Source organism: Rhodococcus sp. 3258 (assembly GCF_031456475.1).
Taxonomy (GTDB): domain Bacteria; phylum Actinomycetota; class Actinomycetes; order Mycobacteriales; family Mycobacteriaceae; genus Rhodococcoides; species Rhodococcoides fascians.
In genome coordinates this window covers 341,753-354,300 of the sequence record NZ_JAVDUT010000004.1, presented here as the reverse complement: position 1 = coordinate 354,300, position 12,548 = coordinate 341,753, and the positions used below count along the sequence as shown (strand labels likewise).

The 12,548-nt window shown below is 66.7% G+C and carries 14 protein-coding genes; 13 read left to right on the top strand and 1 reads right to left on the bottom strand.

What is annotated here, in order from left to right; translation table 11 throughout:
- The 7 genes from ruvX to aroB all read left to right on the top strand — a co-directional run bounded on the left by ruvX (position 1) and on the right by aroB (position 6,384).
- Complete coding sequence (ruvX, locus tag J2X62_RS15290) at positions 1 to 534, top strand: Holliday junction resolvase RuvX (RefSeq protein ID WP_032372486.1); 534 nt, start codon at positions 1 to 3, stop codon at positions 532 to 534.
- Positions 531 to 1,964 carry an endolytic transglycosylase MltG gene (gene mltG, locus J2X62_RS15285; RefSeq protein ID WP_310181539.1) on the top strand — a complete coding sequence of 478 codons (1,434 nt, stop codon included), beginning with the start codon at positions 531 to 533 and terminating at the stop codon, positions 1,962 to 1,964. The genes ruvX and mltG overlap by 4 nt, the downstream gene beginning before the upstream one ends.
- A 1-nt stretch (position 1,965) precedes the next feature.
- Positions 1,966 to 2,778: a shikimate dehydrogenase gene (locus J2X62_RS15280; RefSeq protein ID WP_222059162.1), complete on the top strand. Its 813-nt coding sequence runs from the start codon at positions 1,966 to 1,968 to the stop codon at positions 2,776 to 2,778.
- A gap of 144 nt (positions 2,779 to 2,922) precedes the next feature.
- Positions 2,923 to 3,510, top strand: a complete 588-nt coding sequence (locus J2X62_RS15275; RefSeq protein WP_222059160.1) for a prepilin peptidase — start codon at positions 2,923 to 2,925, stop codon at positions 3,508 to 3,510.
- Between the two features lie 12 nt (positions 3,511 to 3,522).
- Complete coding sequence (gene aroC / locus J2X62_RS15270) at positions 3,523 to 4,710, top strand: chorismate synthase (RefSeq protein ID WP_027496973.1); 1,188 nt, start codon at positions 3,523 to 3,525, stop codon at positions 4,708 to 4,710.
- Positions 4,707 to 5,261: a shikimate kinase gene (locus J2X62_RS15265; RefSeq protein WP_027496974.1), complete on the top strand. Its 555-nt coding sequence runs from the start codon at positions 4,707 to 4,709 to the stop codon at positions 5,259 to 5,261. The genes aroC and J2X62_RS15265 overlap by 4 nt, the downstream gene beginning before the upstream one ends.
- A 10-nt stretch (positions 5,262 to 5,271) precedes the next feature.
- Positions 5,272 to 6,384, top strand: a complete 1,113-nt coding sequence (gene aroB, locus J2X62_RS15260) for a 3-dehydroquinate synthase (RefSeq protein ID WP_032365738.1) — start codon at positions 5,272 to 5,274, stop codon at positions 6,382 to 6,384.
- Positions 6,385 to 6,485: 101 nt separating this feature from the next.
- Here the strand turns inward: aroB and J2X62_RS15255 are convergent, their stop codons facing one another.
- A complete protein-coding gene (locus J2X62_RS15255; protein WP_027496976.1) occupies positions 6,486 to 7,136 on the bottom strand; it encodes a B-4DMT family transporter in 651 nt (216 codons plus the stop codon).
- A gap of 115 nt (positions 7,137 to 7,251) precedes the next feature.
- Here J2X62_RS15255 and J2X62_RS15250 point away from each other — a divergent pair, with 115 nt between their 5' ends.
- The 6 genes from J2X62_RS15250 to J2X62_RS15225 all read left to right on the top strand — a co-directional run bounded on the left by J2X62_RS15250 (position 7,252) and on the right by J2X62_RS15225 (position 12,546).
- The gene (locus tag J2X62_RS15250) at positions 7,252 to 8,343 is read left to right on the top strand and encodes a Xaa-Pro peptidase family protein (protein WP_032408286.1); all 1,092 of its coding nucleotides are present in this window, start codon (positions 7,252 to 7,254) and stop codon (positions 8,341 to 8,343) included.
- A 76-nt stretch (positions 8,344 to 8,419) separates the two neighbouring features.
- Positions 8,420 to 8,983: an elongation factor P gene (efp, locus tag J2X62_RS15245; RefSeq protein WP_027496978.1), complete on the top strand. Its 564-nt coding sequence runs from the start codon at positions 8,420 to 8,422 to the stop codon at positions 8,981 to 8,983.
- Position 8,984: 1 nt separating this feature from the next.
- On the top strand, positions 8,985 to 9,539 hold the full coding sequence (nusB, locus tag J2X62_RS15240; protein ID WP_032365740.1) for a transcription antitermination factor NusB: 555 nt from the start codon (positions 8,985 to 8,987) through the stop codon (positions 9,537 to 9,539).
- A 141-nt stretch (positions 9,540 to 9,680) separates the two neighbouring features.
- Positions 9,681 to 10,268, top strand: coding sequence for a bifunctional pyr operon transcriptional regulator/uracil phosphoribosyltransferase PyrR (pyrR, locus tag J2X62_RS15235; protein WP_027496980.1), 588 nt, complete (start codon positions 9,681 to 9,683; stop codon positions 10,266 to 10,268).
- Positions 10,265 to 11,233 carry an aspartate carbamoyltransferase catalytic subunit gene (locus J2X62_RS15230; protein WP_032408284.1) on the top strand — a complete coding sequence of 323 codons (969 nt, stop codon included), beginning with the start codon at positions 10,265 to 10,267 and terminating at the stop codon, positions 11,231 to 11,233. Before pyrR ends, J2X62_RS15230 begins: the two co-directional genes overlap by 4 nt.
- The gene (locus J2X62_RS15225; protein WP_032408283.1) at positions 11,230 to 12,546 is read left to right on the top strand and encodes a dihydroorotase; all 1,317 of its coding nucleotides are present in this window, start codon (positions 11,230 to 11,232) and stop codon (positions 12,544 to 12,546) included. Before J2X62_RS15230 ends, J2X62_RS15225 begins: the two co-directional genes overlap by 4 nt.
- Positions 12,547 to 12,548: the final 2 nt, after the last annotated feature.

The following is a 12,548-nucleotide window of genomic DNA, read 5'->3' as shown; positions in this document are numbered from 1 at the left end:
ATCGTGCCGACTCAGGGGCGAGGCCCCGATCGACCCGGCGTCGACGATCCGGGCCGCGGCAGACGCATCGGCATCGACGTCGGGAGCGTTCGCATCGGCATCGCGTCGTCCGACCCCGACGGCGTCCTTGCGACGCCCGTCGAAACGGTGCCGCGGTCCAAGGTCAAGGGACCCGATGCGCCGGACGTCGTCCGGGTGGCGGAGATCATTGCCGAGTACGAGGCCGTCGAGGTCGTCATCGGACTGCCTCGCACGTTGCGCGGTGAACGTGGAAGTGCAGTCGACGCGGCGGAGAGATTCGGCCGTTCTCTGCACAGGCGGTTGGGCGGCGTGCCGATTCGCATGGCCGACGAGAGACTGACTACGGTGAGCGCGTCGCGTGCCTTACGGGAGAGTGGTGTGCGCGCGAAGGATCAGCGATCGGTCATCGACCAGGCCGCCGCGGTAGCGATACTGCAGGGTTGGCTCGACGAACGACGGGCCGCGGCGCACCGAGCAACGACGAATTCAGGATCGACGGAGGTCGACGAGTGAGCAACCATGGGTCCGATGATCGGGGTCGACGGCGGGTGGCCCCGGACGAGGCCCACACCGATCCGATCGGGTATCGCGTGGACGAGGGCAGTGAGTTCCACCGGAGTATGAATCGGTCCCGGCCGCCGCAACGCAGTGAACCGCATACGCAGGGCACCCGTCGTGCGGACCGCGAGGCCGGCGGCGGCCCGGTAGTCGACCCGGATGCCGGAGCGATGCCGCAGGCCGTGGGTCGGAGCCGCGCCGCCGGTCGCAGGGAACGCGCTGCGTCCAGCCGGAAGCGTCGTGGCCGAGTCGTCGCCCTGGTTCTCGGGCTGCTGTTGGTCGTCGCCGTGGCAGGAGGGGGGTACTTGGCAGTGAACAAGTTCGGGAATCGAACGACACCGAACGAGGACTTCGCGGCCGGTTCGTCCGGTGACGGAGTCGTGATTCAGGTCCATCCCAACGACACCGCCCAGCAAATCGGTACCGAGGCTGCGGACAAGGGCGTGGTGGCGAGTTCCGGAGCGTTCCTCGAAGCTGCGCTGCAGAACAATGCGATCACGTCGGTCCAGCCGGGCTTCTACCTGCTCACCAGCGGTGTTCCGGCTTCCCGCGCGGTCGAGGAGCTGGTGGATCCTGCCTCGCGGGTGGGAAACATGGTCATCTCGGAGGGGCGTCAACTGCACGACGCGAGAGACGTGAACACCGGTTCGGTCAAGAAGGGGATCTACACCTTGATCTCCGAGGCCAGCTGCGTGGATCGGACCGGCAGCGGCAGTCCGACGTGCATCAGCTACGACGATCTCAATGCAGCAGGAGCGGTCGACGATCCGGCGGCCCTGGGAGTGCCGCAGTGGGCAACCGACCGCGTCGAGGGCGTGCCGGACCGAGACCGCCAGCTCGAAGGTCTGATCGCCGCCGGAACGTGGGACTTCGATCCCAGCGCCGCTCCGGCGGACATCCTGAAGCAATTGGTGTCCGAGAGCGCCACCCGGTACGAGGACACCGGAATCCTCACCGCGGGCAGCAACTCCGGACTGACCCCGTACGACACACTCGTCGCGGCCTCGCTGGTGGAGCGTGAATCCCTGCCGCAGGACTTCAGCAAAGTGGCGCGGGTGATCCTCAACCGTCTCGCGGTGCCGCAGAAGCTCGAATTCGACTCGACGGTGAACTACTCGCTCGACACCACCGAGGTGGCCACCACCGACGCCGATCGCGCCACGGTGACGCCCTGGAACACCTATGCCAGCGAAGGGCTGCCCGCCACTCCGATCTCGTCCCCGAGCATCGGTGCGGTACAGGCCGTCGAGATGCCGGCCGACGGAGACTGGCTGTACTTCGTGACCATCAACCAGGCTGGGGAGACGCTGTTCACCCGCAGCTACGACGAGCACCTGGCCAACATCGGCAAGGTGGAAGCAGGCTTCCTCGACAGCGGCCGCTGACATGCGTGCCGCCGTACTCGGCAGCCCGATCGAGCACTCGAAGTCACCGGTGCTCCATCGGGCGGCCTACCGCGCCCTCGGCCTCGACGAGTGGACCTACGACCGTATCGAGTGCACGGCCGAGCAACTTCCCGGACTGGTCGACGGTTTCGGGCCGGATTGGGTCGGCGTGTCGGTGACGATGCCCGGCAAAGTCGCCGCTCTGACGTACGCGTCGGAACGTACCGAACGCGCCGTCCTGGCCGGGTCGGCCAACACTCTGCTGCGGACGACGTCGGGATGGCGGGCGGACTGCACGGACGTGGACGGCGTCGTCGGCGCACTGCGAGATGCTGGAATCGATGATCTGACCGGTGCCGCCGTGACGGTGGTGGGTGCAGGAGGTACGTCGAGACCCGCGATCGTGGCACTGGCAACACTGGGTGCCGCGTCGGTCACGGTGGTTGCTCGATCGGCCGATCGTGCGACGGCCACTCTCGAGTGCGCGGTGGCCGCCGGGCTCCGCGCCGACTTCGCACAGTTGAGCGATCCCGGGCTCGCCGACGTCGCAGCGGCGTCGGCCGTGCTGGTCAGCACCGTCCCCGCAGCCGGGGTTGCCCCCTTCGCGGCCGCTCTCGGCCGGGCACCCGTCGTACTCGATGCGATCTACGACCCCTGGCCGACCGCACTCGCCGCTGCGGTCGACGACGCCGGCGGAACGGTTATCAGCGGACTGTCGATGCTGCTCAACCAGGCCTACGGGCAGGTAGAGCAATTCACCGGTATGCCGGCACCCCGATCGGCCATGCGAGAGGCGCTCGGCGTCGTTCGGTAGCCGCGTTCTTTTGTCGGCCGACTGGCAACCTCCGTCGGCACCCGTCGATCATCGGCTGTACACAGGGCGGCGGTTGTCCACAGGTCTTTTCGTGACCTGGACTGTGCGCGCAACTCGGTTCGTCTCGGTGCGACGCTTCGAGCCATGTGGAGTCTGGGTGTTGCCGTCACGGTCGGTGCGGTCGCCGGTGTGGTGCTGCGCGTCGTGTTGCGTCGATGGGAGCCGCGTCTTCTACCGGCGCTGTGTGTCCTCGGATCCGGGTGGGCGTGGTGGCGGTTCGGGGAGAGCCCGGATGCCGCGTCGTGGGGGCTGATCACCTGGTGCCTACTGACGTGGTGGTTCGCAGCGCTGATCGCTGTCGACCTGCGGTGTCGCCGGCTGCCGAACGTGTTGACCGTTCCCGGTGCGGTCGTGGTTCCGGCAGTGCTGGTGGCGACGGGTTCGGCTCAGGCTCTGCTGGGCGGCGGGCTGCTGTTCGGCATCTACCTCGTGGTTCATCTCGGTGCGCCGAGGGCGTTCGGCGCGGGTGACGTCAAGCTCGCCTGGTCGGTGGGTTCGATCGCTTGCCTGGGCGGTACAGCCGGGTGGACCGTCGCGGCGTTGGCGGCGCCGGTGGCCACAGCCGTGGTGGGGTCGATCGCGGCGGTCTGCGGATACCCCGGTGCGCGCATCGCGCACGGGCCGTCGATGTGCGCGGCCACCCTGCTGGCAGTTGCGGCGGCCACGACGTGAAAAGATGTTCGAGTGCTGCGCTGGATAACTGCCGGAGAATCCCACGGACCCGCTCTCGTCGCCATCCTCGAAGGAATGGTCGCGGGAGTCGAGGTGACCTCGGACGACATTGCTCGCCAACTCGCTCGCCGCCGCCTCGGTTACGGCCGCGGTGCCCGCATGAAGTTCGAAGCGGACAAGGTGACCCTCACGGGCGGCGTTCGTCACGGCCGGACCATGGGCGGGCCGGTGGCGATCGAGGTCGGTAATACCGAATGGCCGAAGTGGGAACAGGTGATGTCGGCCGACCCCGTCGACGAGGCCGTCCTCGCCGATCTGGCCCGCAACTCTCCACTGACTCGACCACGACCCGGGCATGCCGACTTCTCCGGGATGCTCAAGTACGGTTTCGACGACGCACGCCCGGTGCTCGAGCGTGCCAGTGCGCGTGAGACCGCGGCGCGGGTGGCGATCGGAACGGTCGCGCGGCTGTTCCTGAAGCAGGCGTTCGGCATCGACGTCGTCTCGCACGTGATCTCCATCGGTGCCTCGGATCCCTACGTCGGCCCGCCGCCCGCGGGCGCGGACATCGATGCCATCGACGAGTCTCCGGTACGGGCCTTCGACAAGGCCGCCGAGGAGTCCATGATCGCCGAGATCGAAGCCGCCAAGAAAGACGGCGACACCCTCGGCGGCATCGTCGAGGTCGTCGTGCACGGACTGCCGGTCGGCCTCGGCTCGTTCGTCTCGGGTGAACGCAAGCTCGACGCCAGACTGGCGGCTGCGCTGATGGGCATCCAGGCGATCAAGGGTGTCGAGGTGGGCGACGGTTTCGAGACCGCGCGCCGACGCGGCAGTGTCGCACACGACGAGATCAAGCCGGGGCCCGACGGAGTTCTCCGCTCGACGAACCGTGCGGGCGGGATCGAAGGCGGAATGACCAACGGTGAGGCTCTGCGGGTACGTGCCGCGATGAAGCCCATCTCCACGGTTCCCCGCGCTCTGTCGACGGTGGACATGTCGACCGGCGACGAAGCGGTTGCCATCCACCAGCGCTCGGACGTATGCGCTGTTCCGGCCGCCGGAGTCGTGGCAGAGACGATGGTTGCCCTCGTGCTCGCGCAGGCAGCGTTGGAGAAGTTCGGTGGGGACTCGCTGGCGGAGACGACGAGCAACGTCGACCACTACGTGAAGGGCACCGCCGCCCGACCTCCGCGATGAGTCCGTACGCGGTCCTCGTCGGACCGCCGGGTGCAGGGAAATCGACCATCGGACGGCGACTGGCCCAGGCGTTGAATCTGGATCTGTTCGATACCGACGTGGCCATCGAACGAAAAACCGGGCGAACCATCGCCGATATCTTCTCGCACGACGGTGAGCCTGCATTTCGCGAGATCGAAGAGCGGATCGTCGCCGATGCCCTGGCCTCGCACGACGGCATTCTTTCCCTCGGCGGCGGAGCCGTGTTGTCTGCTGCAACCCGAAAGCTGCTCGCCGCGCACACTGTGGTCTATCTGGAAATCAGTGTGTCGGAGGGGCTTCGGCGAACGGGAGCCAACACGTCTCGGCCACTGCTCGCGGGCCCGGACCCGCGCGCCAAGTACCAGGAATTGATGCGTCACCGCCGCCCGCTCTATCGCTCGGTTGCCACCGTGCGAGTGCGGACGGACAGTCGTAGTCCGGCCCGAGTCGTGAATCAGTTGGTGGCCAAGCTCACTGCTCTCGCACCGGTGCCCGTTCGCGAAGTGAACGACGAAACCCCCAGTAGATGAAGGTGATTCGATGACAGAGCCCGTACGCGTCCAGGTCGAGAGTGCCAACCCTTACCCGGTGATCATCGGCCGAGGCCTGTTGACGGACCTCGTCGACGAGCTCGCCGGAACCGCGACGGTCGCGATCTTCCATCAGCCACCCCTGGCCGAGACGGCCGAAGCAGTGCGAGCAGCGTTGGCGGACAAGGGGATCGATGCACACCGCATCGAAATTCCGGACGCCGAGGACGGCAAGGACCTCGCGGTCGCCGGATTCTGCTGGGAGGTGCTGGGACGCATCGGCCTGACCAGAAGTGACGCCATCGTCTCGCTCGGCGGCGGCGCGGCCACCGATCTCGCCGGTTTCGTTGCGGCGACGTGGATGCGCGGCGTTCGAATCGTCCACGTTCCGACGACTCTGCTGGCCATGGTCGACGCCGCCGTCGGTGGAAAGACCGGAATCAACACCGATGCCGGCAAGAACCTGGTCGGCTCGTTCCACGAACCGGCCGCGGTGCTGGTCGACCTCGCGACACTCGAGACAGTGCCGAAGAACGAGATCGTGTCGGGCCTGGCCGAGGTGATCAAGACCGGCTTCATCGCCGACCCGGTGATTCTGGACATCATCGAATCAGACCCCGCTGCGGCGCTCGATCCGACCGGCGACGTACTGCCGGAGCTCATCAGACGGTCCGTGGAAGTCAAGGCCAGGGTCGTGGCCGCCGATCTGCGGGAATCGAATCTACGGGAGATCCTGAACTACGGGCACACCCTCGCCCACGCCATCGAGCGACGCGAGCAGTATCGCTGGCGGCACGGAGCTGCGGTGTCGGTCGGGCTCGTGTTCGCCGCCGAGCTCGGTCGTCTGGCGGGCCGGCTCGACGACGCGACCGCGGACCGCCATCGGGCGATTCTCGAATCGGTCGGGCTGCCGGTGACCTACGACGAGCACGCGTTCGCGGATCTGCTCAAGGGAATGCAGACGGACAAGAAGAACCGCGCAGGTCTGCTTCGATTCGTCGTCCTCGACGGATTGGCCAAGCCCGGTCGACTCGAGGGCCCGGACCCGGCTCTGCTCGTCGCGGCTTTCTCGGCTGTGGGGCGCGAGGCTCCGGCGGCCGGTGGTTCCGCCATCATGTTGTAGATCCAGGTGTTGTACGCCTGCGACACACTTTGAACACACAACGGGCGGTGGTCGATGCATCGGTGCATCGACCACCGCCCGTTGGACGTGTGCCGCGTGGATCAGGAGCCGTCGGCGCTCCCGTGACGGTTGCCGCGCTTGTCCATCCGGGGCTTGCCGTCGGCGTCGACAGCCGAGAACACCTCGGTGTCGGCCTCGCCGTGCTCGGGTGCCCATTGCGGTTCGGCCTGCGACCGTGTGCCCGCCTGGTCCGCCCGCTCGGCCGAGCCCGCGTTCACCAGCTGGCGCTCGTGTGCTCGCTCGGCGTCGGAGGTGGCCAACTTCTTCTTCGCCTCGCGGTTGACGATCTGCCTGCCGACGAACATCGCGATGCTCGCGACGACGAACACCGTCAGGATCGTGAACGCTGCGCCCGAGGTCAGCTCGAAGATCAGTCCGTTCTGGCCCAGGCTGAAGTCGACGAAGAAATCGATGATCCAACTGATCAATCCGGCAAGCAGGCCGCCGACCACAGCAGCCTTCAGCCAGACCATCGTCAGGTCCTCGCCCTTGTCCGGGTCGGGGTTCCTGCGTCGGTCGCGGATCCCGTCGATGCCGGCCCAGACGGCGATGACGAGCACGACGAGGGCATACGCCACCCATCGCAGCGCCGAACCGCTCAGAGGCCACATCGACACCGCTGCCCCCAGCAGCAGTCGAGCGACGACGTTGATCAAAGCCATACCTATGCCACGCACTGCCCACCCAGTCATGCGGCACAGCATATCCGCACGTGGCCGATTGTGTGTCGGGGCCCACAGGTTCGCCGTGGGGGCGGCGCAGCCGAGGCTCCCGATCCGTTGACGGCCGACCAGTAATGTCGGGAACATGTCTGCTGATTTCGGCGCCCGCCGCGGTGCCTTGCGAGAGCTGTTGATCCAGGACGGCCTCGACTCGATTCTGATCACCGACCTGCTCAATGTGCGCTATCTGACCGGCTTCACCGGCTCGAATGCCGCGCTGCTCGTGTCGACCGGAGGTGACGAGCGAACAGTGATCTGCACCGACGGCCGCTACGTCACCCAGGTCGCCGAGCAGGTTCCCGATCTGCGCGCAGAGATCGACCGCGCGTCGGCGCTGCACCTGCTCGGTGCTGGTATTTCCGGTCGCGGCACCCGTGTCGGCTTCGAGAGTCATGTGGTCACGGTCGACGCCCATCGCGCGTGGGCCGAGCTCGACGGCGGCCTCGAACTGGTGCGCGCGCCGGGAGTCGTGGAATCGCTGCGCATGGTCAAGGACGAGTACGAGGTGGGTGTGCTTCGAGACGCGTGCCGCGCCGCCGACGACGCGCTCGCCGAGCTTCTGAGCGGCGGCGGGATTCGCGCGGGCCGGACCGAGCGTGAGGTGGCTCGCGAGCTCGAATCGCTGATGCTCGATCACGGTGCCGACGCCGTCTCGTTCGAGACCATCGTTGCCGCCGGGGCGAACTCCGCGGTGCCGCATCACCGCCCGACCGACGCCGTCCTGGCCGAGGGGGACTTCGTGAAGCTGGACTTCGGCGCGCTGGTGGCCGGGTACCACTCGGATATGACGCGCACCTTCGTCATCGGTGCGCCGGCGCAGTGGCAGCGCGAGCTGTACGACCTGGTGCAGCGGTCGCAGGCTGCAGGCCGAGAGGCGCTGGCACCCGGTATCGAGACCGCTTCGGTCGACGCCGCATCGCGGTCGGTCATCGAGGAGGCAGGGTACGGCGAGTACTTCCTGCACGGGCTCGGTCACGGAGTCGGCCTCGAAATTCACGAAGCGCCGGGAATCGCGAAGTCGAGCACCGGTACACTGCTGAGCGGTGCAGCGGTCACCGTCGAACCGGGTGTCTACTTCTCCGGCCGCGGCGGCGTTCGGATCGAGGACACACTCGTCGTTCGCGACGAGGGTCCGGAACTGCTCACCCTGACAAGCAAGGAACTCACGTCCGTCTAGCGCGCGGGCGGGAGCGAATCCCGCACGTGACCGACGGCGCGTCACGCGCACAAACGATTGAGGAGACGCGAAGCAAGTGGCTTCCACCAGCGATTTCAAGAACGGACTGGTTCTCAACCTGGAGAACCAGCTGTGGTCGATCATCGAATTTCAGCACGTCAAGCCCGGTAAGGGGCCTGCGTTCGTGCGAACCAAGCTCAAGAACGTGCTGTCGGGCAAGGTCGTCGACAAGACGTTCAACGCCGGTGTGAAGGTCGAGACCGCAACGGTCGACCGACGCGACATGACGTACCTCTACCACGACGGTAGCGACTACGTGTTCATGGATGCCGACACCTACGACCAGCTTTCCATCGGTGAGGCGACCGTCGGCGACGGCGCGCGATTCCTGCTCGAGAACCTTCGCGTCCAGGTCGCGATGCACGAGGGCGTCCCGCTGTACGTCGAGCTTCCCGTCACCGTCGAGCTCGAGGTCAAGCACACCGACCCCGGCCTGCAGGGAGACCGCTCGACCGGTGGCACCAAGCCGGCCACGCTCGAGACCGGAGCCGAGATCTCGGTGCCGTTGTTCATCAACACCGGCGACAAGCTCAAGGTCGATTCCCGTGACGGCAACTACCTCGGGCGTGTGAACTCCTAACGTGTCATCGAAGAAGTCGACATCCTCCGGTTCGCAGAACGGCGTCCCCGGCGCGAAGAAGCTGGGTGCGCGCCACAAGGCCCGCAAGCGTGCCGTGGATTTCCTGTTCGAGGCAGAAGCGCGCAACGTCGACCCGGTGAATCTGACCAGCGAACGGATCGAACTCGCGCGCGGCGACGACACGATCGCACCGGTCAGTGAGTACACCTCCACGCTGGTCGAGGGGGTGGCAGAGAACCTGGACCGACTGGACGGCGTGATCGCCGATCATCTCAAGGACTGGACGATCGGTCGCCTGCCCGCAGTCGATCGGGCGATCTTGCGGGTCGCGGTGTGGGAGCTCTTCCACGCCACCGACGTCCCACCGGTCGTTGCTGTCGACGAGGCCGTCGAGCTGGCCAAGCAGCTGTCCACCGACGATTCGCCGGGCTTCGTCAACGGTGTACTCGGCCAGATCGTGCTCGTGGCACCGCAGGTTCGCGCCGCTGCGGCTGCTGTGTCGTCGCGTCCCCAGGCCGCAGGCCCGGACGATGCGACGGTCGACTCCGATCTGTGACACACCCGTCCACGGCAGTGTGACCGAACGCTCTGCGAGCCTGGTGGGTTCGGTTCGCAGAGCGTTGCTAGGCTTTACGCAGTTCTAGTGCCAGACATCCTTTAACGATCCGTCCAGAGAGGCGGAGAAGGAGGTCGTAGTTTGCCTGCGCCCGAAAGTTCATCCGCCGATTCTGCCGTCCGTGAGCTGCTGTCCGCAGCCGATGTAGGTCGGACCATCTCTCGCATGGCTCACCAGATCATCGAGAAGACCGCGCTCGACGCTCCCGACTCGCCGCGTGTCGTGCTACTGGGCATTCCCACTCGCGGTACCACCCTGGCCGAGCGTCTCGCCGAACGTATCGAGGCGTTCTCCGGCGTGCGGCCCCCGCTCGGCTCGCTCGACATCACCCTGTACCGCGACGATCTGCGCAACAAACCGCACCGTCCACTCGAACGCACCTCGGTGCCGACCGGCGGAGTGGACGATGCCCTGGTCGTTCTGGTCGACGACGTGCTGTTCTCCGGCCGTACCGTCCGGTCGGCGCTCGACGCGCTGCGCGATCTCGGACGCCCTCGCGCCGTCCAACTCGCGGTCCTGATCGATCGCGGCCACCGCGAACTTCCCCTCCGGGCGGATTACGTGGGCAAGAACGTGCCCACGGCCCGCTCCGAGGACGTCTCGGTGCTGCTCTCCGAGCACGACGGGCGGGATGGCGTCAGCTTGTCCGAGGGAGGATCGACGCGATGAAACACCTGCTGTCGGTCGCCGACCTCACTGCGGAATCCGCCACCGAACTGCTCGACGAGGCCGAGCGTTTCGAGCAGGCACTGCTCGGTCGCGAGGTCAAGAAGCTGCCGACGTTGCGCGGCCGGACGATCATGACCGTCTTCTTCGAGAACTCCACCCGAACTCGGGTGTCGTTCGAGGTCGCGGGCAAATGGATGAGCGCCGATGTGATCAACGTCAGTGCCAGCAGTTCGTCGGTATCCAAGGGGGAGTCCCTCCGCGACACTGCGATGACCCTGCGCGCGGCCGGTGCCGACGCACTCATCGTTCGCCACCCTGCGTCGGGTGCCGCGCACCAGATCGCCCGGTGGACCGCCGACCAAGGGGCTGGCCTCGATGGTCGTTCCACCGGTGCCGGTCCGGCGGTCATCAATGCGGGCGACGGTACCCACGAACACCCCACACAGGCGTTACTCGATGCCCTGACGGTTCGGCAACGCCTGGGCGATATCTCCGGTCGCCGGATCGCGATCGTCGGCGATGTTCTGCACAGCCGGGTAGCGCGATCGAATGCGATTCTCCTGTCCACCCTCGGAGCCGACGTCGTGCTGGTAGCGCCGCCGACTCTGCTGCCGGTCGGTGTCGAGGGCTGGCCGGTTCGGGTCTCGCACGACATCGACGCCGAGCTACCCGGGTTGGACGCGGTGTTGATGCTTCGGGTGCAGGCCGAGCGGATGAACGGCGGGTTCTTTCCGTCGGCGCGGGAGTACTCGATCACGTACGGACTTTCGCAGCGCCGACTCGACTTGTTGCCCGAGCACGCCGTGGTGCTGCATCCGGGGCCGATGCTGCGCGGTATGGAGATCGCGTCCTCGGTGGCCGACTCACCCAAAACTGCAGTCTTGCAACAGGTTACGAATGGAGTTCACGTGCGGATGGCAGTCCTGTTCCGATTGCTGGTCGGTTCGGACGGGGGAGCATCATGACCGCTCCGGCACCGTCGGTACTGCTGCGTGGAGTCCTGCTGTACGGCGAGGGCCCCGAAACGAACGTCCTGATCACTGGCGAGGAGATCGTCGAGATCGGGCCCGACGTCGACGCCGACGGCGCCGACGTGGTCGAGGCGCGCGGCCAGGTTCTGCTGCCCGGCTTCGTCGACATGCACACCCATCTGCGGGAGCCCGGTCGGGAAGACACCGAGACCATCGAAACCGGCTCCGCCGCAGCCGCTCTGGGTGGGTACACCGCCGTGTTTGCCATGGCCAACACCTCGCCGGTCGCGGATTCGGTCGTCGTGACCGACCATGTGTGGCGCCGCGGACAGGAAGTCGGGCTCGTCGACGTGCACCCCGTCGGGGCCGTCACCGTAGGGCTCGAAGGCAAGCAGTTGGCCGAGATGGCCACGATGGCTGCCGGGGTCGGTCGGGTCAAGATGTTCTCCGACGACGGCCACTGCGTCGACGACCCACTGATCATGCGTCGCGCACTGGAGTACTCGAGTTCGCTCGGAGTGTTGATCGCCCAGCATGCGGAAGAACCGCGATTGACCGTCGGTTCGGTCGCTCACGAGGGTCCCAACGCCGCCCGGCTCGGTCTCACCGGCTGGCCGCGTGCCGCCGAGGAATCGATCGTCGCGCGCGATGCCCTGCTCGCTCGGGACGCGAATGCGCGGGTGCACATCTGCCATGCCTCCACTGCCGGCACCGTCGAGTTGCTGAAATGGGCTCGGGGGCAGGGAATTTCGATCACCGCCGAGGTAACGCCCCATCACCTGCTCCTCGACGACTCGCGTCTGGAGACATACGACGCCGTCAACAAGGTGAACCCGCCGTTGCGCGAGAAGTCCGACGTGGACGCGTTGCGCAAGGGTCTGGCCGACGGCGTGATCGATTGCGTGGCAACCGACCACGCACCGCATGCCGAGCAGGACAAATGCTGTGAGTTCTCCATCGCCCGGCCCGGGATGCTCGGACTGGAGACCGCGCTGTCGATCGTCGTCGACACGATGGTGAACCCGGGTCTGCTGGACTGGCGCGGTGTGGCGAGGGTCATGAGCGAACGTCCGGCCGAGATCGTCGGCCTGGCCGATCAGGGCCGTCCGATCGAGGTGGGCGAAATCGCCAACCTGACGCTGGTCGATCCGAAGGCCGACTGGACGGTGTCGGGCAAGAAGCTCGCCAGCGTCGCACACAACACACCGTTCGAGGACATGAGCTTCTCGTCCAAGGTGACCACCACCGTGTTCCGTGGACGTATCACCGTCCGCGACGGAGTCGTGGCGAACAGGGCAGGGGAGTAGAG

Excerpts from the sequence above, each read along its gene's own strand:
- J2X62_RS15280 (WP_222059162.1), top strand. The coding sequence starts at position 1,966 with ATGCGTGCCGCCGTACTCGGCAGCCCGATCGAGCACTCGAAGTCACCG.
- J2X62_RS15275 (WP_222059160.1), top strand. The coding sequence starts at position 2,923 with ATGTGGAGTCTGGGTGTTGCCGTCACGGTCGGTGCGGTCGCCGGTGTG.
- J2X62_RS15265 (WP_027496974.1), top strand. The coding sequence starts at position 4,707 with ATGAGTCCGTACGCGGTCCTCGTCGGACCGCCGGGTGCAGGGAAATCG.
- aroB (WP_032365738.1), top strand. The coding sequence starts at position 5,272 with ATGACAGAGCCCGTACGCGTCCAGGTCGAGAGTGCCAACCCTTACCCG.
- J2X62_RS15255 (WP_027496976.1), bottom strand. The coding sequence starts at position 7,136 with ATGACTGGGTGGGCAGTGCGTGGCATAGGTATGGCTTTGATCAACGTC.
- J2X62_RS15250 (WP_032408286.1), top strand. The coding sequence starts at position 7,252 with ATGTCTGCTGATTTCGGCGCCCGCCGCGGTGCCTTGCGAGAGCTGTTG.
- J2X62_RS15230 (WP_032408284.1), top strand. The coding sequence starts at position 10,265 with ATGAAACACCTGCTGTCGGTCGCCGACCTCACTGCGGAATCCGCCACC.
- J2X62_RS15225 (WP_032408283.1), top strand. The coding sequence starts at position 11,230 with ATGACCGCTCCGGCACCGTCGGTACTGCTGCGTGGAGTCCTGCTGTAC.